Consider the following 22,289-nt stretch of genomic DNA (forward strand, 5'->3'; position numbering starts at 1 on the left):
GCGCACCCTTCCATTTCATCAGATTTGAAGTCCAAGCCGGCTGGCATTTCTGGATGTGGTAGAAATGTTTAAATCTCCGGAGATATCATGTTATTAGAAGATCTGCTGCTATAGTGTAGACCGGCCAATCATGAAGGACTCTCACTCCTTCGACCTGGGTTCGAATCCCAGTAGCAGCATCCGTTTTTGGTTAATGCGTCTGCTTCAGTAAGTTTATTTTGGGTTTGTACTTCCATATGTCGTTCTAATGACTGGCGCGCGGTATTTATCTTCTCATTCAGTGATTCTTGAGTAATAACTGATTCTTTTTTGTCCAATGGTAATACGATAAAAGCACCATCAAGGTCCACGATGCCGGCATTTTTCCCGATTAAATTATTGCGCGTGTTCTTTGGGAACCTTAATACGGTGTATTTGTAACCTTTTTTTGGTTCTTCTTTTTTGAATTGGATAACATCAACCTGCATGGAATGGGATTGTAGTAAGATAAGAAGAAGATGACGACTATCGATATCCTCTAAAGTTTCAACCCCTGATGGTGGAGATAAAACAGGAGTAAATCATCTACAATCGCATTCTTGCCATCAAGCATTGAACATAGAGTAAAGGGACTGTCACTCTTCAATCAGGCGAACGTGAAGGTACTTTACTTTGACTTTAATTTTCAGTTCAATGTTCTCTATGTCTTTGGGAAACTTATCTGATAAAATTAATATAGTGACGAGGTATTGCGCTCAATATCCGAAAATAAGCCCGATTCATCGGAAAGTCGAAGGGGGTGGGCCGTTTTTTATGGGTGGTTACATTGCGCATAAAAAATTTTACAAAATTTGAAAGTTGTATGAATAGTATTATGAATTTAATTTGATTGGTTTGAACCGCTTCATGAATCAAGGGATAATCGCCGTTTTGGGATCACCTCTTCAATAATTATTTCGTGACTATAAATTAATCATCTTTTATTGTGTAGGTATTTTATGGTGAAAATTCAGGAATATCAACGGACATGCCGGCATTGTGGAAAAGTCTGGCATTCGTTAGTTTCAAGAGAGAGGTCATTATCTCTCAGGAGAACGGGCGCTGTATTAGGAGAATGTGGAAGTCAAATGCAATCTGCTTCCCTTTGTTTTATGTGCAATTTTGGTGCTCCCCAATATGAAAGAAATGCTGATGCCACTACAAGTGAAATTGATAGATTAAGATCATGCCCGGCATGTGGATCGAAAAACTACTCAGAAAAGATAATGACTTATGACCAATAATCCATTCACAATCGTATCAATTATCTTGATAAAAAAGATTTGGCATGGACGTTTAGGATTCCGGTATAAATCAAAACGAAACATAATCTGCCGGTTCTATCCCACCTGTTCAAATTATGCAATAATGGCATTAGGTAAATATGGTTTTATAAAAGGTTGGGTTTTGACATATAATCGTATAAAACGATGTAATCCAAAAAATACAGATTCTTGTATCGATTTTCCATAAGAACAATAAATTCTCATATTCAGCTAAATCGGAAGTCACCGCCCCTATTTTCGATTTTCTGTTCGCAACATCAAAGATGTCGACAAGGCCCTAGGTAATGATCAAAAAAGGTGAGAGGGATGGCCTATACTGGAAGTTTGGCACCTGCCAGATTCAAGTAAATTGTAGCCTTCTTCAGGTGCTGATTTGCTTCGTCCAACTTGGATGTGAATGCCGAACCTTTTCCATCTTGGAAATATTGCATCGCATCAGCCAATGCGTCGCCGTAGGCTTTCACTTCCGGTAGGGCTTGGAGGTATGCGTCTTCCCCCTCCTGGAAATTCGATGAGACTTGTATAGGGGTTATCTTGTTGTACCAGAACTGCGTCCGAGTGGACAGTTTTGAACCTAGGGTTTTAACTGTCGAATAATGGTAGGAACCCAACTCAGTGTTAATGGCGGTGATGATCGGTGTAAGTTCTTGTCCCGAACTTATGTAAGCATCAATAAATTTCTGATCGTCATTAGCACTCTGATACGTCCTCTGTACCGCTACTGTTTGTTGATATGTGTTCTGCAACGTTGTTGACACAGTTATTGTCTGCCGATACGTCATCTCCACTGTCGGGGAAGTTGAAGGCACCTTGGCACCCTGATGGGACGCATCCGATGCCCAGTCATCACCATTGGCCTTCTTATCTAACAGGGCCTGGAGGTATGAGTACTTCTGATCCTGATAATTCGATGAAACTTGCATGGCGTCGATCTTGTTGTACCAGAATTGTGCATGGGCAGACAAGTCAAACCCCAGGGTTCCGGCTGTTGAATAATCGTTGGCGTTAATTGCATTGGAAAGTTTGTCAACAATCGGATTAAGATCGGCTCCGGATCTCTCCACGGCATTGATAAATGTCTGGTCGTCATTCGTACCCTGCAACGTCGGTGATGTAGACGTTACTGCCACAGTTGTTTGTGAATCTACCACAACTTGGGAATTCCCCGCAAAAGAACTGCTACTCGGCGAGGATGGATGATACAAAATGAGAGAAATTGCTCCGTATAACATCACCAGAAAAAATAACCCAATACCTCCTACACAAATTAATTTGATCACACGACTGGCACTAATTTTATGTGCTCTAATCTCTGTTTGAGGATGATAATCTCTGTTTACTGTATGGCAATAAGGGCAAAACTCAACATTATCATCGTAGACTTTTCCACACTTATGGCAGGGGAGAACTTCTATCCCTTTTCGTGGTTCTTTTTTAACCTTTTCTTGAGGATCTTGGTGAAGTATATTTACTGTATGGCAATATGGGCAAAACTCAACAAAATTATCGTAAGATTTTCCACACTTATGGCAGATACGAGTGGTCATATTTAATTCCTATAACGAAAATCATTGTTGCCATTGCTTTAAAATACATTGATTTGATCTTTTGAAGGTTGCGGGAAAGATAATAATGGGGCGTGGTATATTTGTTAGGCAACACAATTCAAGAAAATTCAGAACAAAAAAGATGTCTAATACGTATTGTAAAATTATTACATGTCATTAAGTCGCTTCATCAGAGTTGAGTACTTAATTCCCATCTTCTTAGCAATTTCAGTATATTTTATTCCTTTCTCATCGTGAAGACGAGCGACTTTCTTCATATCGATATCTACCCAGGGCCGACCCAATGTCTTACCTTGTCTTTTTGCATTTTCCAATCCAAGTTTTGTTCTCTCCACCAAATTTTCGCGTTCCCTCATTGCGCACCAGGACATCACAGATGTGATAAGAGAACGAATTGAAGGATCACATTGGAGCCATGATTCAGTAGGCGAAAGGGACCGTAAACACACGTTCATATTATCGAAGTCTCGTAACACATTCAAGGTGTCAGTAAGATCACGGCTTATCCTTGATAGTTCAAAGGTGTAAATGTGAGTAATGCCGGCGGTTTGAATGGCTTCAATCATCTTCTGAAATCCCGGTCTTTGATGGGGAGGCACTGCACCACTAATACCAACATCAGTGAAGATTAAGTCTGATGGTATGCCGGCTTCAAGCAACTTATGAGTTTGATTCTCAATCTTTTCTGATGCCAAAGAGGTCCGAGCATATCCAACAATTGAGCAATTCATATTAAACCACCTTTAATAGTAATACTAGTGTTACATGATATAAAAACATTTGCAATTTTCGGCCTAAAAAATTCTTATTATCAATCGTTCGATTAATAGAATTTATATATGATGATATAATCATCAAATATCGCATTAATTGGTTGTTATATTGATATTGTAGTTTATTTAGTTAATTATATTCAAGTACTTATATATGCATGTACGTCCAATTATATCAGGAGGTAAAAATTATGAAAACCTTAAGAAAATCGGATTTCTTCACGATTGAAGAAATTGCGAAATTAACGAATCGCTCAACGCATACAGTTTATCGCTGGATTCGAGAAGGACGTATGGAGTCCTTTAAGACAAAATTACGTACCGTTTATGTGAACAAAAAAGAAGTGGAACGGTTTCTGACTGTGAATCAGATTCCGATCTACTAATGATTAAAATTGGTATTCAAATATGATCTATACTTGTAAGTACTTTAATTTTACTCCCTCAAATTCCCCGATTTTAAGGGAATTATTCAAAACCTATCAAGAGTATGCTGAGGAATATGAAAAGACAGTTGAACAAGATGGCTTTCAGGGAAGCATCGACCCGTATACGTACGTGAATGGCTTAATTTCCACTTGGGAAAAGTCGTGGAAGGAAAATCCCTCCCGATTCACTTATCAACCGGATCCAAACAAATCAACAAAGAAGCCAAATCTTGACACAATTATGGATTACGTTATCAAGCATTTTGCTGCTATAACGTTTAAAGATGTAATTTACATTTATGACCAGAAAACAGGGACCTATCGTCCAGATGAAGGAGAAATTAATGGATTAATTATGGATCTTCTTCATTCAGAGGGATATACGAATAATAACAAGATTGCCGAACTGTTTAGGGAAATACAGACTCGAATAAAGGCGCGAAATATAATTACTAAATATCCATTCAATCTGGTTGCTAATCTGATCCCATGTAAGAATGGTGTACTTGATCCACTAACTCAAACAATTGTTCCTCGTTCACCTGCATACGGCTTCACATATATGATAAATGCTGAGTATCTTCCTGAAGTGGATTGCATATTTATTAAAAAATATCTCAGGACTTTGGTAGCACCAAAAGATTATGAGATGCTGCTTAACTTAGGAGCCTCGTGTTTGATCCGTGAATCTCAGAAGAAGATGTACCTCATCTACAACAGGAGTGGAAATAATGGAAAAACAACACTTCTCAATCTTCTAACAGACATGCTTGGGAAAGAGAATACATCTTCATTATCCCTTCAAGATTTTGATAAAGGTGGATTTCGGGTTGCAGAGATCGATGGAAAGATTGCAAATATTTCTGGAGATTTACCTACTACAAGAATCTCGGATACCTCAGTTATCAAGCAGTTAACAGGAGAAGATTTCATTATGATAGAGCGAAAATATGGCCAGCCTTATGAAATCCAAAACCGAGCAATATTGATCTTTGGTGCGAATGAGCCCCCAGTATTCAATGATACAACTGATGCATTTTACTCCAGGATGGTTATGATAGAATTTCCAAATCAATTCAAGGTAGACTTGGATTTTAATAAAAAGCTCAAAGAACCGGAAAATTTAAGCGCACTGCTAAAGGTATTCGTGGATCATATCCCTACGCTCCTTAAGTCAGGGATAACCACAGACACAGAAGCGATGAAGAACCAATACCTAAGGGAGAGCGATTCCGTATATCGCTTCTTTGAAGATAATTTAGTCAAAGATCAATTTGGAGAAATCGATCTTGATCTAGTCTATGACGTATACATAGATTACTGCACAGTGAACAAAGTAAAAAAAGTAGGGAAAAAAGCCTTCAGTGTACGGATGTCAGAGCATTTCGATGTCTCAACAAGACGCAGGGGTTCAACAGGCGAACAGATCGCATATCTGAAAGGTGTCAAGTTTAAGTCTGCTAAACAACAGACATTTGATCAGATTGAGATGACTGCGGCTTGATTATATACCAATATATATCACTCCATTTTTAAATTTAAGCCAATATTTCACATATATTAATATTTATATATAATAAATATAATTTTAAAATTTATTAGAGAGGGTAGATAAGGTGATATACGTGAAATATTTGGTTTAAATCGAAAAAGGAGTGATATATTCGTCTTTTCTCCAAATTTCAATTGAACTTGTTCCGTTCTTTACTCCAGATGGGGGGACGTGATAGCATCCTGCCATCAAGGGTATGATCTAGAATTTATTTCGGAATGGCCTCATGAAGAAAATTCAAACAATCTTTTTCACATTTTCAATCAGTTCCTTAACTTGCCCTTTATTGACCTCAAAGGGATGATCACAGAAATTTCGAATACTCGCCAGATGTTCAATTTTTTTCTTCAAGATAAGATCGATTTTATTTTCATCATAGAGTTTTTGAACCAAAGGAACCATTGTTTCCTTCTTGTTGTAATCGATTTGATTTTTATCACATTGTGTTCTGAGATATTGCTCTAATGCAACGCCCGCTAATGCTCCGGCTGCTCTTTCAAAACCTTTTTCGTATAAATATTCGGATTGTTCAATTTCCCTTTCGATATAATCCCCAGATATTATATCTCGTAATTTATGCTCACTTATTTTTGCAACATAAGGTACTGAATATAAGATACTTCTTTGAATTTCAAATCGATTAACGAATTCATCAATAATTTTTACCTTACTTTCTGCCTCTTGAGAGTGACGGAATTTGAGATAATCCATAATTCCCGGTTGAAACGGCGTACGTCCTCCAGATTCATAGCATTCTGAGAATTCCCTCTCTTTTTCAGGACGAAATTCCTTGATAAAATGCAGCCCCACGGAGTAATATCTTTCATAATCTCGAATTGCAATTCGTTGATTTTCTTTTTGATCATCGTCAACTCTTTGCCAGATATAATATGATTGATCACCAAAATCTCCATATGGATGGGTAATATGTGATAATGGAGTTTCATACAGCAGTTTTCTTGCTGCTTCTTCAGTTTTACAGGCCAATCGTTCTAGTTCATCAATTTCTCTATTAATATAATCAATATCTGACATTATCCGCTCCTATGCTTCCATAACGAATATCCTAATCAGAAAATTCTCCAAGAGTCGTTCATCTCTTTCTTCAGAACCAGAATCTCGTAATAATAGATCATCGGACCTCATGAAAAACTGAACCTCGGATGGGTAGAGTCAAACAATGGTATTCTGTTCATCGGGAAGTGTTATCTGATCTCTTATAGCCACTATCCCGGAAATATCCATTACTAAGTATATTTATAATCAAATAATAATATATAGAAATAAAACCAATTTAATACTCAATATGACGTCCATTTTACCAATAAAATCATTAACGAAGGAATCAGCAAATAAATTGATGGTCCAATTAGTTAATGAATGTATTGCCCCAATGGAAGAACCATATAATTCCAATTATGCCAGGGAGAAATTGGCCAGGATACGTCAGGCCATCAAGGTTTTGGAGTTGTATATCATCCATCAGGAACACCAGGAAATTACATCAAGAGTTGAAGAAATCGAGCGGTTGATTACACAAATCGATGATGTAACGCATGATATAAAGGAAGAGAGATGGGCAGAAATATGGGCAGAAAGACGAGCAAACGAGGCTGCTAATAATGCCTAGAACGAAGTCAAATGATCTAATGCATCGATTATCTCAGGCAGAGGTCCGGTTAAAAAAAATAAAACGTTCTATTGGATGGGGAGGTGATGTAAACATCCCGCGAGAAGCGTGGTTACGAGTAAGATAAAGATATCTGGATGGCTTGCTGCCATCGGAGGTGAAGATACCTAATTGACTCAATTAAGTGTTTTCTTCTCGTTATCCTCAAATTCAATTGGCCCCCATGCTTGTATATATGCTTCATAAATCTGCTGATAAGTGAAGTTCTTATAATGCCGCCACTGTACCGAATTCATCTGATTACTGACAATATAATCTCGATAATCGTTATTGAGGCCGATTGCGGTTGATTTCTGGATGAAATACTTTCGTAAATGCTTCACGAGAATGTACTTGGTAGGAATATTTATTTGGTGTAGCCGATGGTTCTTTAAATAGGTCGCTATCTTTTCTGAATCAAATATTGTATCATTATCATCTTTGCCTTTGATCAACTCATTTAGAATTGGTATTAGTTGCGGGTGAATTGGTACGTAATGTTCTGTTTCAGTTTTATCAATATCAGACTCTACATAGATACAAGGATTAGGGGAGAGAGATAAGGCATCTTTGATGTGTTTTACTGTTAACCTGTCGCATGTTGCCTCACGCATACCTGTATATGACATGAAATATACGAGGGCAATTGCAATATTTGGGTCTGTTATACAATCCTTTCCGTTCTGAATATGGCTGATGAGATTACGAATATCTCCATCAAACATAATATCCCGGTTGATCTGTTTCGGCTTTTTTAATCTAACCAAATCGATCTGCCGTAAAAAAGGTTTGAGATTTATCCCATCTTTCGTGTCGTTTAAATAGTTCAGGTAGCGTTTGAAGAATCCTAACCCTTTATGACGGCTACTATAGGTTGAGTATGTGGTGGTGATCTTATCAATCACAGCACTGGTCGTAGCGTTGTTAATCACACCTTGTGTGCAGGGATAAATAAAGTCTCTCGCAAAGCGTGTATTGGTCTGTTGTGTTGTAATAGCGCGCTCGATGTTGATCTGGTCTACAAAATTATATAGTTCGTCTTCTGTAAAAACTGGGGTATCACCATTATTCGGAATATGAGAGGAGGGAAGAAAATCATTGGTTAGATTTATGCTCTCACTCCTTCGACCTGGGTTCGAATCCCAGTAGCAGCATCCGTTTTTGGTTATTTCTTTATTCAGTCTGTAGATAAGTATTCCTTCTCTTCTCCGGGACGTCGCGCGTTCTTTATCTCTCACGTCATGGCACGATCGGACTGTCGACTACTCTAGAGATACTGCCTGTATATCGGTGAATCGGTAGATAGGCTCCCTTCGGTACCGTGATCTCAAACCGTGCGCCCTTCCCTAACTCGCCAGTTTCGGTGATTGTGATCCCGGTGATGGAGAGGATCTCCTGACTGAGAAAGAGACCAAGGCCGGTGTGCTTCCCAAACCCCCGGGTGAAGAGGCGTTTTTTGTCGTCTGCAGAGATCCCTTTCCCGTCATCCTCGCAGACCAGGATGAGATGCCCCCCTGATTCATGGGATGAGATCCGGATGGTTGTCATCGATTCGCCGCCATATCTGAGGGCGTTGTCGATGAGATTGTAGAAGACCTTCTCAAAGAGGAGATCGGCGAAGATCTCGCAATCGGCACAATCCTTCTTTACGGTCACCTCCCTCATGGGCAACAGAGTTACTGCTTTCTCCACGCTCGCCAGTACGTTCTGCCATGTCGGGGCGTTCACGCCGAGGTCCTGATACTCACCGGTGAAGGTGATCTGCCTTTCGAGAGAATCTGCAATTATTCCTTCATTCCTGATGAACTTCGCCCGCATCTCCTCATCCGGTTCTTCCTCGGAGAGATCGATATACCCCTTGAGTGCAGTGAGCTGGTTCAACATGTCGTGTCGGGTGACACTCGATAGAAGGTTCAATTTTTTGCTCGCCAGCGCCAGTGCATCCTCTGCCTGTTTGCGCTCGGTGATATCCATGGCAACCAGAAGGATTCCAGAGATCGTTCCCTCCTCGTTCCTGAGCAGGATCTTGTCGATCTGGATCCAGAGATGTTCTCCGCTTGCGGTGGTCATCGATTCGATGATGCCGATCTTTGATCTGCCTGAGGCGATCACCTCCAAGTCATCCAGGTAATATTTTTCTGCCAGGTCCGGAAAGAGTTCCGCGGCGTTTTTGCCTTCAATCTCTTCGATGGGTATCCCAAACGCCTGTGCACCAGCCGGGTTGATCCTGATGAAAGTATTCTTCGTATCCTTGTACCAGATCATGGCCGGCGTATGCTCGATGATCGCCCTGTGATCCGCACTCAACTGGCGGAATGCGGCTTCACCCTGTTTGCGCTGGGTGATATCCCTGATCGTCCCTTCGATAGCAGCCAACTCTCCAGCATCATCATAGATCTGGTGGCAGCTGACCGATGCCGGGATAGTGCAGCCGTCCCTGTGCTTGAGGGTGATCTCGTATCCCTGGACCTCACCGGTGCATCTCAGTGTCTCAAGCAGGCCGGCCCTCTCTTCAGGGAAGGGATATAATTCGTAGACCGGGTGACCGATCAGATCCTCCGGTGCCCATCCGGCGAGTCTCTTGACCGAAGGGGAGAGGATGGTGATGATGCCATTTTGGTCGGTCTGATAGTAGAGGTCAGGGAAGGAATTGAAAATCGACCGGTATTTCTTCTCGCTCTCCTGCACCTGTTTCTCTGCTAGTTTCCTCTCAGAGATATCCCGGAGGATATGAACACTTCCGAGGATTGTGCCAGAAGGGTCCCGGATGGGGGATACGGTCAGGACAAAGTCCCCGTTTAATGTTTCTTCACGGATATCTGTCGAATGGTACTGGCCGTCCAGGAGGAGTTTTTTGTGCAGGCAGGTGGCCGGTGGTGTACCGGTGTGATGAACGACTTCATAGCAGGTCAGCCCCACCGTCTCGTTTGGTGAAACTCCCAGATGGTCGGCCATCGCTCTGTTCACCTGGACGATCCGAAAATGATCGTCGATGATGGCGATCATATCCGGGACCGCGTCGAAGGTCCGTTCCCACCGGTCCTTCGCGTTCAGGATCTCGTTCTGGAGCTGCTGCCGCTCGGTGATGTCATGGGCGAGCTCTGATATCCCGATGATCCCCCCGGCATTGCTCCGGATCGGAGAGAGCGAGAGGGAGACTTGTATACGTTGACCGTCTCTGGTGATTCGTTCGGTCTCGACATGTTCGACCATCTCCCCCTGCAGGATCATTTCGAGCATCAGGTGATGTTCTTCCTTCAATTCGGGGGGAATGAGACGGAAGATCGAATTGCCTTTCATTTCGTCTGACGTATATCCATACAACCGTTCAGCGCCGGCATTCCAGTCGGAGACAAAGCCCTCAGGGGTTTTACCGATGATCGCATCACCTGAGGATCTGACCACCGAAACGAGCCGGCGGCAGATCTGGGTGTCGTGATGCATTTGTCCGCTCAGGAATGATACCACCCCAGCGACCACGAGGAATACGCCGGCACGTATGATCGCGGAGAGTATTTCAACGGCTGCCGGGGTGACGACGAAGAATGAGACTGCACAATAACTGGCAGAGAGGAGAGCGGCGAAGAGAAGACCGCGTCGCGGATAGTAGTAGGCGGTCAGGATGATTGGGATGTAGAGCAGGTGCGGGAGCACATAGGTGATACCAAGCCTGAGCCCATACACAATCAGGAGGAAGGATGCAATGGAACTTGCGACGATGAGGGCTGGAACAAGATTTTTTTTCTGTAACTCATCGAAGAATAAGAAGTCCATGTCTGCGCCACTCCGAACGAATGATATGTATAATTTCCAGAATGGCTTAATAATTATTTAGATCTGAACAGTTCGAAATATGACAGAAACGATCAGATCATAGTCCTCCCTCCTCTCCAGTTCTGTTCAGGGTAATCGCTTTTTCCCCCATCGCCACCCATTCCAATCCAGCGATGCCTTCCATGGAATACCGGGTGACAGATGAACGGGACTCGACCTGATCCGGCTGTTCTTGAACCAGCTGAACAGCCATCACCTGAGTCGGTCGACCGTGTTCCGGCGCCATTTCCACGAGCAGACCTTCGAGGACCGGAAGGCGTACTTCACGAGGATCACGGCCGCCGGCTCTCTACGGGTGGACCTCGCCTTCAACCCCGAAGCAGGGCGGTACGTCGGCTCCTGTGTAAGTTCTCTCTAGGCAGAGATAGAGGGGGAGTCGAGTCGATCCTTGTCGAGGAGGGGTACCGGGAGCAGGGGATCGAGTCGACCCCGATGACCCTCGCCCTCTCCTGGCTCGACACAAACGGTTCGATCAGGAACCGGGTCTCTGCCGGGGAGGGGAACGAGGAGGCTTCGGGATTTACGAGCGGTTAGGGTTCTCTCCCCGGCTGACGGTGCTCAAACAGAGGAGGGAGGGATCATTATGGGAGATGGCGGTTCGCTGGCGGTACCGGAAGCCGGTTGGGTTCTGCAGTGGAACATTCCCGGGATCGGATTGGCAAAACGTGATACAGTGATCGATCGAAAACTATGGTATGGCAAAAGCAGACGAGGCGGTCACCTCATTCAAGAGGGGTTTCTCCTGCTCACAGGCGGTGCTCTCCTGTTATTCAGAGGAACTGGGGCTGGACCGGGATGTCGCGAACAGGGTTGCCTGCGGATTCGGGGGCGGCATTGCACGGATGGGGAACATCTGCGGTGCGGTAGCCGGCGCCATCATGGTCATCGGTATGAAACGGGGCACGACCCGGCCGGATGATACTGCCGCACGGGAGAGGACCTATGCCCTCGTTCAGCAGTTCATCAGGGACTATACGACGAAGAACGGATCGATCGCCTGTCCGGACCTCCTCGGGCATGATATGGCTGACCCGGTGCAGTTCAAAGAGGCTCTGGAGAAGAAGGTCGCCGCCCGAATATGCCCTGGGTTGGTAGAGGATGCCGTGACCGTCCTCGAGCGTATTCTGAACGAGTGATGGGATGGACTCCGGGATTTCGATCCGTTTCGGCTAAGGGTGCAGATGCCTATATTCAATGGTTTCAACGAATCTGGAATTTAATTAACTTCACTATACCAGAAATAATTGACTTTTTTCCCACCTTTCATCACCGTTTCCCCTGACGCTGGCGACGTTACCAGCCGGACCAGGCAGTTGCTGGGGAGATAGGAAAAAAGGTTATGGCTGATTCCTGGCCTTTGTCGCATTCAGACCATTCGTGGTGACCGTCACTGCCGGCCCGCTGTAAACACAGGAGCCGAGGAACCAGTCGTCGTCCACCTTCTCTACATACCCGAGCTTCGCTTCGACCGTATTGTTCTGGGCGGAGTTGGCGTAATAATACCAGGAATAACCGCTTCCGTTCCTGGCCGCGTCGCTCATGTTCCAGATGAAGAATTCTCCCTGTGGGTCGATCTCATTCATACGGTTGATGCCGATCTTCTCTGGGTTGAACGGGAGGGCCAGGGTGGTGCCGTTGAAGTCATAGGCATAGATGTAGAGTTCGCCTTTGATGAACGAACCGTTCGGGTTGTTGAATTCTGCCAGGGCCTTCTCCCTGCCGTTGGTCTTTACATAGGCGACGGCGCTGTCGACAAAGGAGACGAGCGAGGCATTTGAGGTGATGTTCCCCTGCTACAGGGGAGTGGTTCCCGCCGGCAGTGTGGTGGTTGTCGGGGTGGTTGACTACGGGCTGGTTCTGGACGCAGCCGGCGATAAGGAGGGATGCGCTGATGACGAGCAGGATCAAAAACGAAAGTGACTTCTTTCATACGTGAGATGAAGTATTCCTGATATTATAAACAGGCGGGTTTCATCCAGACACTTACAAGAGCCGGTCCAACGGGTTAGAAAAAATTGGACAGGAGAGTGAAAGATCCGCCGGGGATACAAATTATGGATCCTATCATCGCCCAGTGAACAGGGGGATTGACGCTGTGTGACCCGCACGGGGACCCGGGCGACTCTGATCACGGTCTGTTGAGCAGGAACAGATGAATCCGATTGATGTCTTTATATGCCTGAAAGAACACCCGTTCACCTGTTCTGGTCTCCATGGATCGGAACAGGTTTGGTGAAATGATGAGCAGAATTGCGGTAATAATCACTGATATGTTCGAGGATGTGGAATACCAGCAGCCCGCGGAGGCGTTTCGAAAAGCAGGGCACGAACTCATCCTTGTGGGGCTCAGTGCAGGATCGATCGTGAAAGGAGAGCATGGGGCCGTCGCAATGATCGACAGGGCGGTTCATGATCTCCCGGCAGATGACTTTGACGCCCTCTTCATCCCGGGGGGTTACTCCCCTGACAGACTCCGGATCGACCCCGACGCGGTCCGGTTCGTGAAGGAGTTCTTTACCGGCAACAAGCCGGTCTTTGCGATCTGCCATGCACCCCAACTCCTCATCACGGCGCAGGTGCTGAAAGGCCGGCGCCTGACCGGTTGGATGTCGATCGTGCAGGATATCAAGAACGCCGGCGCAGAATACGTTGATGAGGAGGTGGTCGTCGACAACAACCTCGTCTCAAGTAGGAAGCCGGCAGACATCCCTGCATTCATCCGCGAAGCACTCGCGATGCTTGCAAAGCAGGGGTGATCCCCGTATCTGGTTCGACATGAAACCGGGTGGGATCCGGTGGCTTGAGGGAAGTCCCCCAATCCGCCCCGGAGATCCCGGCCCGTCCTCTCTGCCTCGGTTCCGGGTCCCTGGATCTTCAGAAGACCTTTACAGGTTCTCTATCGGGGCGAAACTGTTTCCGGGGTGGAGCACAACCGTCCGGGGGAGTTCGATACCGAGCGCCTCCCGCAGCACCTCCTCGACGGTCTCCACCGGCACGAAGGCCAGTTCGCTCCGGACATCCTCAGGGACGTCCGCAAGATCCCGCTCGTTCTCCTTCGGCAGGATCACCTTCCTGATCCCTGCCCGGTGTGCGGCCAGGATCTTCTCCTTGATCCCGCCGACTGGCAGCACCGCCCCGCTCAGGGTGATCTCACCGGTCATGGCCAGGTTCGGGTCGACCGTCCTGCCAGTGATCAGGGACGAGAGGGCCGTGAAGAGGGTCACCCCCGCAGACGGCCCGTCCTTCGGCGTTGCCCCCGATGGCACGTGGACGTGGATGTCGCTCGTCATGAAGTTGAACCCGTTCTGCGTGTTCGCCAGCCGTGAGCGTATGAGGCTGAGCGAGATCGTCGCCGACTCCTTCATCACGTCCCCAAGCTGACCGGTGAGGGTGAGCTTGCCGGTGCCGGGCATGAACGTCCCCTCGATGAAGAGGATCTCCCCGCCGACCGGCGTCCATGCCAGACCGGTCACGACACCCGGGACCGGTTCCTTGCGAGCCACCTCCTGCCGGATGATCTCCTTTCCGAGGATCTCCTGGAGATTGTCCACCGTCACGATGAACGGCAGTTCGGCGGTGCCGGAGACGATCTTCTCGGAGACGTACCGTGCGGTCTTCGCCAGTTGTTTCCCGAGCCATCGGACACCCGCCTCACGGGTGTACTTTTCGATGATCACCTTCAGAGCTTCGTCGTCGATCTGGAGCATATCGGCATCGAGACCGTGCTCCTTCAGGGTCTCGGGGATCAGATGATCTTTTGCGATGGCGAACTTCTCGTTCTTGGTGTAGCCCGAGATCTCGATCAGTTCCATCCTGTCGAGCAGGGGTGGAGGGATGGTGGCGAGGGAGTTGGCCGTGGCGATGAAGAGAACATCCGAGAGATCATACGGAACCTCCAGGTAGTGGTCCGAGAACGAGTTGTTCTGTTCCGGGTCGAGGACCTCGAGCAGAGCACTCGCCGGGTCGCCGGCGTAGGACGATGCCAACTTGTCGATCTCGTCCAGAATGAAGACTGGATTCTTCGTGCCGGCTTTCTTCATACCCTGGATGATTCTCCCGGGCAGCGCCCCGACATAGGTCCTCCGATGTCCCCGGATCTCGGCCTCGTCCTTGATCCCGCCGAGGCTGATCCTGATGTACTTCCGTCCGAGCGCCTCGGCGATGCTCTTCCCGAGGCTCGTCTTGCCAGTACCGGGCGAGCCGGCGAAGAGGAGGATCGAGCCCTGCTTCTCATGCTTCAGTTTCATCACCGCGAGGTGCTGGATGATCCGCTCTTTCACCTTCTCGAGGCCGTTATGGTGGCTCTCGAGGACGCGGCGAGCCTCGCCGATATCGATGCTCTTCTTCTCCTCGGTGACCCAGGGGAGGTCGAGCAGGAGGTCGAGGTAATTCCGGATGATGGAACTCTCATGGTTCTGGCTACCACCGGTCTCCAGTTTCTTCACCTCGGTCAGTGCCTTTTTGCGCACATCATCCGGCATCCGTGCCTTCTCGATCCGGTCCCGATAGTTTCCATCACCGCCGGCACCGTCACTCTCGCCCAGTTCCTCCTGAATGACCTTCATCTGCTCACGCAGCATCGCCTCCCGGTTCGATCTGTTCACCCGTTCGGAGACCTTTTTGGCCATCTCGATCCGGATGGCGATCTCCTCCCGCGCCCGAACCAGGATCTCAAGGAACGTGACGTACCTCTCCCGGACCGAGACGATCTCTAAGAGTGCCTGCTTCTCGGCGAGGCCGACCGGTATGAAGGGCATGACGAAACCGATGATCTGGTCGATGGAGTCCATCCGGTCGATCGGCTGAACGAACTGTTCAGAGCCGTTGAAGTGGCTGCTGATCTCGTGGATCGTGGATTTTATCTCCGCCAGGATCTGGTCTTTTTGATCCTCTTCGAGATCCAAGCGATTGGAGACCAGTTCGTAGATGGCGTAGAACCGCCCGTCTCTCTCTGACAGGGAATGAACATTCACCCGGTGGACGACCTGGGCACAGACCAGGTACCCGTCCTCAGCTGGCTGCATATGCAGGACCCGGAACAGGTTGCCGATCGTATACAGCGAATCGGTGTTCACTTCTGCAGGGGATATGCCGCTCTTCACGGTCAGCCCAACTGCATACGCGACCTGTTCGTCCTTCATTGCTTTTTGCAGGAGGTCTCCGGTGGCCCGGTCGACCGGGAATTTTGTCCGGCTGTCCGGGTAGACGACGATCTCAAAGAGGGGTATGACCGGTTTTTCTAATGTATCATCAGTTCTTTCTGAGTGCATGATTTCCTCATTCATTTAGTTTTAGTTTACCTAACTAATTGGCAGGAAAAAAAAATTACCTGACCTTCCGCAGGATCTCTATCAGGAGTTCCTGTTCGTGTTCATCCAGCGAATGCACCAGCCGTTCAATCATCCGGCGCAGTGCGTTCTGCTCGGCCTCGGCAATCTTCCGTCCTTTGTCGGTCAGACGGATGTACAGGATCCTGCCGTCACTCGGGCAGGATTCCCGGTACACACACTCCATCCGGACGAATTTGTTGATCATCTCGGTGATCGTGGGTTTTGAGTTCCTCGTGATCTCAGCAAGCCTGCTGAAGGTGACATCCCCCTGTTCATCGATGACTTTCAGATAGGCGATCTGTTTCACCGTTATATCTGACAGTCCGCATTCGGAGAAGATAGAGCAGGAGCATTCGTTCCTCATTCGGTGTAGGTTTTCAAATACTTCAAGCAGATGCTCTTCTCTCTCCACCATACTCTGATCCTCAGTTAGTTAGGTTTTACCTAATTATAAAGGTGACGGTAAGGGATCTCTGTTCAGTGCTGATCTCCTTTATCATGTTCTCGAAGTTATTTCCCCGAAAAAGAGGGATCATCTGACTTCAGTGCTCAGAGAAAAAGGGAGAAGAAGACTCGGTTAACCGATCTTTTCTCTTGGTTATATTTTGATCTTCCGGAAGAGGAACGCTCCGATCACCGTCATGACCAGGGAGAAACCACCGATCACCGCAAGACAGACCACCGGGTTGATCTGGGACACCCCGGTCAGGCCGTACCGGATCCCTTCCACACCATAGGTCAGGGGATCGATGAGGATGATCGGCGTTATCCATGAGGGGAGCGAACTGATCGGGAAGAGCGCCCCTGATAGCCCGAATATCGGGAAGATGACGAAGTTCATGATCAGCTGGAAACCGGTCATATCCTCCATCCTCGACGCGATGGCGATACCAAAGGCCGTGAAGGAGATGCCGATCAGCACCATAAAGACGAGTGCGACCAGGAATCCGAGCGGGTTTGAGAGGTGAAGCCCGATGAAGAGGGAGAGGACGAGGATGATGAATCCCTGCAGGACGGCGGTCGACGCCCCGCCGGCGGTCTGGCCCAGCATGATCTCCAGCCGTGAGACCGGTGCGACGAGGGTCTCCTTCAGAAAGCCGAACTGCTTATCCCAGATGACCTGGATGCCGGAGAAGACAGAGGTGAACATCACGCTCATCGCGACCATCCCCGGGATCAGAAATCCCATATAGTCGCCGTTCATCCCAGGCAACTGCACCACGGAGTTCAGGCCGAAGCCGAGGAAGAGGAGGAAGAAGAGCGGCATGCTGATACTGCCGATGATTCGGCTCTTTGAGCGAACGTACCGCTTCATGTTCCGGAGCCAGATGGTATAGATGATATCCATGATCAGTGCCTCCCCATTCTCTGGTGTGTCCGCATCTGCTCCTTATGGTCTGCTTCCTGCTCCCGAATGGTCTTCCCGGTGAAGGAGAGGAAGACATCCTCGAGGGTGGGCTTGTGGATCGCGATCGAGGTGATCGGCACCTCCCTCTCGTTGAGGAGCGTGACGATCGTGCTGACGAACTGCTCGGCATTCTTCAGACTGACGACCACGTCATCGTTGTGGGTCTCCACCCGAATCACCCAGGGTTGCTTGAGGGCTTCGACTGCAGCTGCCGGCTGGGGGGACCTGATGGTGATCAGATCCCCGCCGAGACCGTTCTTCAGATTCTCCGGGGTGTCGATGGCGATGATCTTACCATGATCGATGATGGCAATCCGGTGACATAACCGGTCCGCCTCCTCCATGTAATGGGTCGTGAGGATGATAGTGATCCCTTTCTCCCTGGCGAGCGTGTCGATGTACTGCCAGAGATGATTGCGGGTCTGGGGGTCGAGGCCGAGGGTCGGTTCGTCGAGGAAGAGGACCGAAGGGTGATGGAGGAGGCCGCGAGCGATCTCCAGCCGGCGTCTCATCCCCCCGGAGAAGGTTTTGACGATATCGTCCCTGCGATCGTTCAGTTCGACGAGCGTGAGGAGTTCGGTGATCCGCTGGTGACGGGTCTCTGCCGGGATGCGATAGAGTCGGCCATGGAAGTCCATATTCTCCCATGCGGTCAGTTCTTCATCGAGGCTCTGGTCCTGGAAGACGATACCGATGGCTCTCCTGACCCCGTCCGGGTCCCGTTCGATATCGATGCCGTTGATCGTGGCTGAACCGGATGTGGGGGTGAGCATGGTGGAGAGCATCGAAAGAGTCGTTGTCTTTCCGGCGCCGTTGGGTCCCAGCAGGCCGAAGATCTCCCCCTGATCGATATCGAAGGAGATATTGTCGACGGCGACCAGATCGTTGAAACGCCGGGTCAGGTTCTGGATATGCAATGCAACTGTCATGAGATCGTCTCCTCTCTGTCAATATCGGAAAGTAGTATGCTATATTACTACTCTGTTCTGTTAATATGCTTTTTATAGAAGTCCCGAGAGAGCTGAACGGGCCGGGTGCATCTCTTTGGGATGGTGACCATCAGTTCCATCCCCCGATACCATCCTCTTCGTCCCGGGTGACAGTCAAGGGTGTGCACCTGGTTCAGCGCCAGGGAAGGAAAAAAAGTTATTGCTGTTGTTTCATAGTCTTCTTTGCGATCGTGTTTACCGGCCCGTTATAGATTCCGGAGCCGAGGTACCAGGTATCGTCCACCTTCTCCACATACCCCAGTTTGGATTCGACCGAATTGTTATGTGCTGGGTTGATGTAGGCAAACTGGACAAAACCAGTTCCATTCAAGGCCATATCAGTCAGGTTCTTGATGAAGAGCCCTCCCTGTGCATCGGTCTCGTTCATACGGTTGATGCCGATCTTCTCAGGGTTGAATGGATGGGCGATGGTGGTGCCATTGAAATCATAGGCATAGATATAGAGTTCCCCTTTGACAAACGAGCCGTTCGGATTGTTAAATTCTGCAAGGGCTCTCTCTTTGCCGTTGGTCTTAGCATAGGCAACGGCGCTGTCGACGAAGGAGACGAGCGAGGTATTTGAGGTGGCGTTCGCCTGCTGCAGGAGGGTGCTGGTAGGTGCCGGTGTCGTGGTGTTGACAACGGGCTGGTTCTGTACGCAGCCGGCGACGAGGAGGGATGCGCCGATGACGAGCAAAATGAGGAACGAAAGTGATTGTTTTTTCATTCGGTTATATTGGATATATCTGCTGATAAATCTGGCAGATTTATTCCAGATGACGATGAAACCGGTCACTTGAGGTATAACAGATGCGTGTGCATACAAACCGGTTTCTCTTTTCCTGCGCTATCTATCCCATCGGGATTACTTTAATCTGGTCAGCACGAGAGAAGGTATCCATGATGCGTTCACTCTACCTTTATATCCTGGATTCGCTGGCTGACTGGGAACCCGGGTATGTTCTTGCCGAGCTTCGATCCGGTCGGTACCTCAGGGATCCCTCGTATCAGTATGACGTTATATTATGCGGCCGCTCAATGGATGCCGTCACAACCATGGGTGGATTGTATCTATCTCCTGATGTACTGATCTCTGATATCCACCCATCTGCCGGCGACGTGCTTCTCTTGCCTGGAGCGGATACCTGGCTGGACCCGTCACAGCAGCAGACCCTCGCCACCGTGGGTCGGTTGCTGGGCGAGGGGATGACTGTTGCCGCGATCTGCGGAGCCACGCTCGGGCTTGCCAGTGCCGGGTTGCTGGACAACCGTCCCCACACCAGCAACGATCTCGCGGTGCTCACCATGTTCTGCCCGGCCTACCACGGGAAAGAATACTATGTCGACGAACCTGCGGTCACTGATGGCAATCTGATCACCGCGAGCGGGCTCGCACCGGTGGAGTTCGCGTATCACCTGTTCAAGAAACTGGAGGTGATGAACCCTACGACGCTCGAAGCATGGCATGGGCTCTATTCTGTGCGGAAACCCGAATATTTCTACGCACTTATGGGGTCTCTCCCGGGTCCGCGGTAACGGCTTTCCCCTGGAGGGATCAGGCCGGGGATTTTCAGGATCAAAAAAAGTGAGATCAGGTACATCTCCTGATTAATAAGGAGTTACTGGCTCCCCTTCGGTACTGTACCCTGTATCATGTTCCTTTACGAGGAGCATCAGCACGATCCCAAGCACGACAGTGCACATCAGGAAGAAAAAAACCAGATCAAACGCCCTGGCCATCTCTGTCGAGGAGAGCATGTGGACCGCTGTCTGTGCCATCTTTGATTCGGCCGCTACTGTCGTGACCAGCATGACAAGTGCGACTCCGAGTGATGAACCCAGGTTGGACATCATTTTGATAAGGCCGGATGTTGCTCCCCGGTCTTTCAATGGCGCCTCACCCATGACGGCACTGTTCAGCGGGGCATAGGCAAACCCGGTGCCGGCCGTCGTGCCTCCGACGGTGTGGGTTGCCTCCGGCGTGGAGGAGATAGAAACCGGGGCCGATATGGCGGTGATTGTTGTCTGTGTCGTATTCGGGGATGACATACAGCCTGCGATCAGTAATAGGGATAATAAAGTATATATATAAAAATATTTGATATTCTGATAAGGTTTTTAGTAGTAATCTTAAGGCTTCTATTTCTTTCTATTAAGCCTCTCTCGTCCTCGAGAATAGTTCAATTTTTTCTGAAATAGAAAATTATATACCCCACCCAATTATATTCAATAAATGTTGAAATAATCTCCTGGACGGCACCATTCCATCCAGGCCGGCGGGAAACGATCGTTTGATGAATAATGAGGTGGACAATGCCCCCCTGCATGGGGATGAGAGAGAAAGGTGAAGATCAAAGATGAACGATACCACGATGATGATCGAGGGTGAAACCAGTGGTCTTTGAAGTGGTGCAGACGGCCGCCGACTGGCTGGCCTATACCGTCTTCGGTCTCGCCCCGACCTCGCAGGCCGGCAGCGCCCTGAACTTCTTCATCTATGACACGGTGAAGATCTTCATCCTGCTGCTGGTGATCATCTATGGGATCACCTTTCTGCGGAGTTTCTTTACCCCTGAAAAGACCCGGGCCTGGCTGGCCAAGCGGAAGGGATCGACCTTCGTCGGCAACATCCTCGCAGCCCTGCTCGGGATCGTGACCCCATTCTGCTCATGTTCTGCCGTTCCGCTCTTCATCGGCTTCGTCGAGGCCGGCATCCCGCTCGGGGTCACCTTCTCGTTCCTGATCGCGGCACCGATGGTGAACGAGGTGGCACTCGGGTTGCTCTACAGCCTCTTCGGCTGGCAGATCGCCCTGACCTACATCGCAGCCGGTGAGATCATCGCGATCGTCGCCGGGGTCGTGATCAGCCGGCTCGGGCTCGAGCGGTACGTTGAGGAGTACGTCTACCAGATCAAGGTCGGGTCGCTCGGGGCGGCTGGAGCAGCACCGACCCTCCCCGAACGGCTGAAGGAGGCTTGGGTTGGTTCGGTCGATATCATCAGGAGGATCTGGATCTACGTGGTGATAGGGATCGCCATCGGCGCCTTGATGCACGGTTGGGTGCCGGCCGGAGCGCTCGCCGCCTATGCCGGCAGGGACAACCCGTTCGCGGTGATCGTTGCGGTGCTGATCGGCATCCCGCTCTACTCCAACGCAGCGGGCGTGATCCCGCTCGTCTCGGAACTGACCCGAGCCGGAGTCGCGATGGGCACTGCCCTCGCATTCATGATGGCCGTCACCGCCCTCTCGATCCCCGAGATGATCCTCCTCCGGAAGGTCCTCAAACCGCAGCTCCTGGCCATCTTCATCGGCGTGGTTGGGATCGGAATCATCTTCGTCGGCTACCTCTTCAACTTCCTGATGGGGTGACCAGTGGGAAGACCCCGGATAGGACCATACCTGACGAACAATCGGAAGAATTGATGCAACGAAAA

Annotated in this window: 22 protein-coding genes and 1 tRNA gene; 11 read left to right on the forward strand and 12 right to left on the reverse strand. The window is 48.8% G+C overall.

Annotated elements, in window-relative coordinates:
* Window positions 1-104: 104 nt before the first annotated feature.
* Both MPAL_RS12710 and yidD read left to right on the forward strand, forming a co-directional pair.
* Window positions 105-179: transfer RNA gene (locus MPAL_RS12710), tRNA-Glu, on the forward strand.
* Between the two features lie 1,072 nt (window positions 180-1,251).
* Entirely contained in the window at window positions 1,252-1,491 is a 240-nt protein-coding gene (gene yidD / locus MPAL_RS17650; protein WP_083767059.1) for a membrane protein insertion efficiency factor YidD, read from the forward strand.
* 124 nt (window positions 1,492-1,615) lie between these two features.
* On the opposite strand, the gene MPAL_RS15990 is transcribed toward yidD, so the two are convergent.
* On the reverse strand, window positions 1,616-2,851 hold the full coding sequence (locus tag MPAL_RS15990; protein WP_012619139.1) for a zinc ribbon domain-containing protein: 1,236 nt from the start codon (window positions 2,849-2,851) through the stop codon (window positions 1,616-1,618).
* Window positions 2,852-3,018: 167 nt separating this feature from the next.
* Complete coding sequence (locus MPAL_RS12725) at window positions 3,019-3,603, reverse strand: recombinase family protein (RefSeq protein ID WP_012619140.1); 585 nt, start codon at window positions 3,601-3,603, stop codon at window positions 3,019-3,021.
* 233 nt (window positions 3,604-3,836) lie between these two features.
* On the opposite strand from MPAL_RS12725, the gene MPAL_RS17655 reads away from it, so the two are divergent.
* Window positions 3,837-4,031 carry a helix-turn-helix domain-containing protein gene (locus MPAL_RS17655; protein WP_012619141.1) on the forward strand — a complete coding sequence of 65 codons (195 nt, stop codon included), beginning with the start codon at window positions 3,837-3,839 and terminating at the stop codon, window positions 4,029-4,031.
* A gap of 22 nt (window positions 4,032-4,053) precedes the next feature.
* Window positions 4,054-5,577, forward strand: coding sequence for a DNA primase family protein (locus tag MPAL_RS12735; protein WP_012619142.1), 1,524 nt, complete (start codon window positions 4,054-4,056; stop codon window positions 5,575-5,577).
* A 285-nt stretch (window positions 5,578-5,862) separates the two neighbouring features.
* Here MPAL_RS12735 and MPAL_RS15995 read toward each other — a convergent pair whose 3' ends face one another.
* Window positions 5,863-6,660 (reverse strand): hypothetical protein, encoded by a 798-nt coding sequence (locus tag MPAL_RS15995; RefSeq protein WP_012619143.1) that lies wholly within the window; start codon window positions 6,658-6,660, stop codon window positions 5,863-5,865.
* Window positions 6,661-6,931: 271 nt separating this feature from the next.
* Here MPAL_RS15995 and MPAL_RS12755 point away from each other — a divergent pair, with 271 nt between their 5' ends.
* A complete protein-coding gene (locus MPAL_RS12755) occupies window positions 6,932-7,255 on the forward strand; it encodes a hypothetical protein (RefSeq protein ID WP_158303685.1) in 324 nt (107 codons plus the stop codon).
* Between the two features lie 176 nt (window positions 7,256-7,431).
* Here MPAL_RS12755 and MPAL_RS12760 read toward each other — a convergent pair whose 3' ends face one another.
* Both MPAL_RS12760 and MPAL_RS14820 read right to left on the reverse strand, forming a co-directional pair.
* Window positions 7,432-8,532: a site-specific integrase gene (locus tag MPAL_RS12760; protein WP_012619144.1), complete on the reverse strand. Its 1,101-nt coding sequence runs from the start codon at window positions 8,530-8,532 to the stop codon at window positions 7,432-7,434.
* 1 nt (window position 8,533) lies between these two features.
* Complete coding sequence (locus MPAL_RS14820; RefSeq protein WP_012619145.1) at window positions 8,534-11,068, reverse strand: PAS domain S-box protein; 2,535 nt, start codon at window positions 11,066-11,068, stop codon at window positions 8,534-8,536.
* Between the two features lie 232 nt (window positions 11,069-11,300).
* Between MPAL_RS14820 and MPAL_RS12770 the strand changes: the two genes are divergently transcribed.
* Together MPAL_RS12770 and MPAL_RS12775 are read left to right on the forward strand one after the other, a co-directional pair.
* The gene (locus MPAL_RS12770) at window positions 11,301-11,486 is read left to right on the forward strand and encodes a hypothetical protein (protein ID WP_048145409.1); all 186 of its coding nucleotides are present in this window, start codon (window positions 11,301-11,303) and stop codon (window positions 11,484-11,486) included.
* A 337-nt stretch (window positions 11,487-11,823) separates the two neighbouring features.
* On the forward strand, window positions 11,824-12,264 hold the full coding sequence (locus tag MPAL_RS12775) for a C-GCAxxG-C-C family protein (protein WP_012619146.1): 441 nt from the start codon (window positions 11,824-11,826) through the stop codon (window positions 12,262-12,264).
* Window positions 12,265-12,465: 201 nt separating this feature from the next.
* On the opposite strand, the gene MPAL_RS17120 is transcribed toward MPAL_RS12775, so the two are convergent.
* Entirely contained in the window at window positions 12,466-12,912 is a 447-nt protein-coding gene (locus tag MPAL_RS17120) for a cache domain-containing protein (RefSeq protein WP_330217450.1), read from the reverse strand.
* Here MPAL_RS17120 and MPAL_RS17125 point away from each other — a divergent pair.
* Window positions 12,911-13,048, forward strand: a complete 138-nt coding sequence (locus MPAL_RS17125; protein WP_236610395.1) for a hypothetical protein — start codon at window positions 12,911-12,913, stop codon at window positions 13,046-13,048. The two genes, MPAL_RS17120 and MPAL_RS17125, sit on opposite strands and share 2 nt — an antisense overlap.
* Before the next feature lie 317 nt (window positions 13,049-13,365).
* Window positions 13,366-13,884 carry a type 1 glutamine amidotransferase domain-containing protein gene (locus MPAL_RS12785; RefSeq protein WP_012619147.1) on the forward strand — a complete coding sequence of 173 codons (519 nt, stop codon included), beginning with the start codon at window positions 13,366-13,368 and terminating at the stop codon, window positions 13,882-13,884.
* Between the two features lie 129 nt (window positions 13,885-14,013).
* On the opposite strand, the gene lon is transcribed toward MPAL_RS12785, so the two are convergent.
* From lon to MPAL_RS12810, 5 genes are all read right to left on the reverse strand, one after another.
* Window positions 14,014-16,398, reverse strand: a complete 2,385-nt coding sequence (gene lon / locus MPAL_RS12790; protein ID WP_012619148.1) for an endopeptidase La — start codon at window positions 16,396-16,398, stop codon at window positions 14,014-14,016.
* Window positions 16,399-16,453: 55 nt separating this feature from the next.
* Window positions 16,454-16,873, reverse strand: a complete 420-nt coding sequence (locus MPAL_RS12795; RefSeq protein WP_012619149.1) for a MarR family winged helix-turn-helix transcriptional regulator — start codon at window positions 16,871-16,873, stop codon at window positions 16,454-16,456.
* 183 nt (window positions 16,874-17,056) lie between these two features.
* On the reverse strand, window positions 17,057-17,806 hold the full coding sequence (locus MPAL_RS12800) for an ABC transporter permease (RefSeq protein WP_012619150.1): 750 nt from the start codon (window positions 17,804-17,806) through the stop codon (window positions 17,057-17,059).
* Between the two features lie 2 nt (window positions 17,807-17,808).
* Entirely contained in the window at window positions 17,809-18,795 is a 987-nt protein-coding gene (locus MPAL_RS12805; protein WP_012619151.1) for an ATP-binding cassette domain-containing protein, read from the reverse strand.
* 217 nt (window positions 18,796-19,012) lie between these two features.
* On the reverse strand, window positions 19,013-19,582 hold the full coding sequence (locus MPAL_RS12810; RefSeq protein ID WP_012619152.1) for a cache domain-containing protein: 570 nt from the start codon (window positions 19,580-19,582) through the stop codon (window positions 19,013-19,015).
* 173 nt (window positions 19,583-19,755) lie between these two features.
* Between MPAL_RS12810 and MPAL_RS12815 the strand changes: the two genes are divergently transcribed.
* Window positions 19,756-20,391, forward strand: coding sequence for a type 1 glutamine amidotransferase family protein (locus MPAL_RS12815; RefSeq protein ID WP_236610396.1), 636 nt, complete (start codon window positions 19,756-19,758; stop codon window positions 20,389-20,391).
* A gap of 72 nt (window positions 20,392-20,463) precedes the next feature.
* Here the strand turns inward: MPAL_RS12815 and MPAL_RS12820 are convergent, their stop codons facing one another.
* Entirely contained in the window at window positions 20,464-20,904 is a 441-nt protein-coding gene (locus tag MPAL_RS12820; RefSeq protein ID WP_012619154.1) for an MFS transporter, read from the reverse strand.
* 345 nt (window positions 20,905-21,249) lie between these two features.
* On the opposite strand from MPAL_RS12820, the gene MPAL_RS12825 reads away from it, so the two are divergent.
* Window positions 21,250-22,224 carry a permease gene (locus tag MPAL_RS12825; RefSeq protein WP_012619155.1) on the forward strand — a complete coding sequence of 325 codons (975 nt, stop codon included), beginning with the start codon at window positions 21,250-21,252 and terminating at the stop codon, window positions 22,222-22,224.
* Window positions 22,225-22,289: the final 65 nt, after the last annotated feature.

The sequence above is a fragment of the Methanosphaerula palustris E1-9c genome, assembly GCF_000021965.1.
In the GTDB taxonomy this organism is placed as follows: Archaea; Halobacteriota; Methanomicrobia; order Methanomicrobiales; family Methanospirillaceae; genus Methanosphaerula; species Methanosphaerula palustris.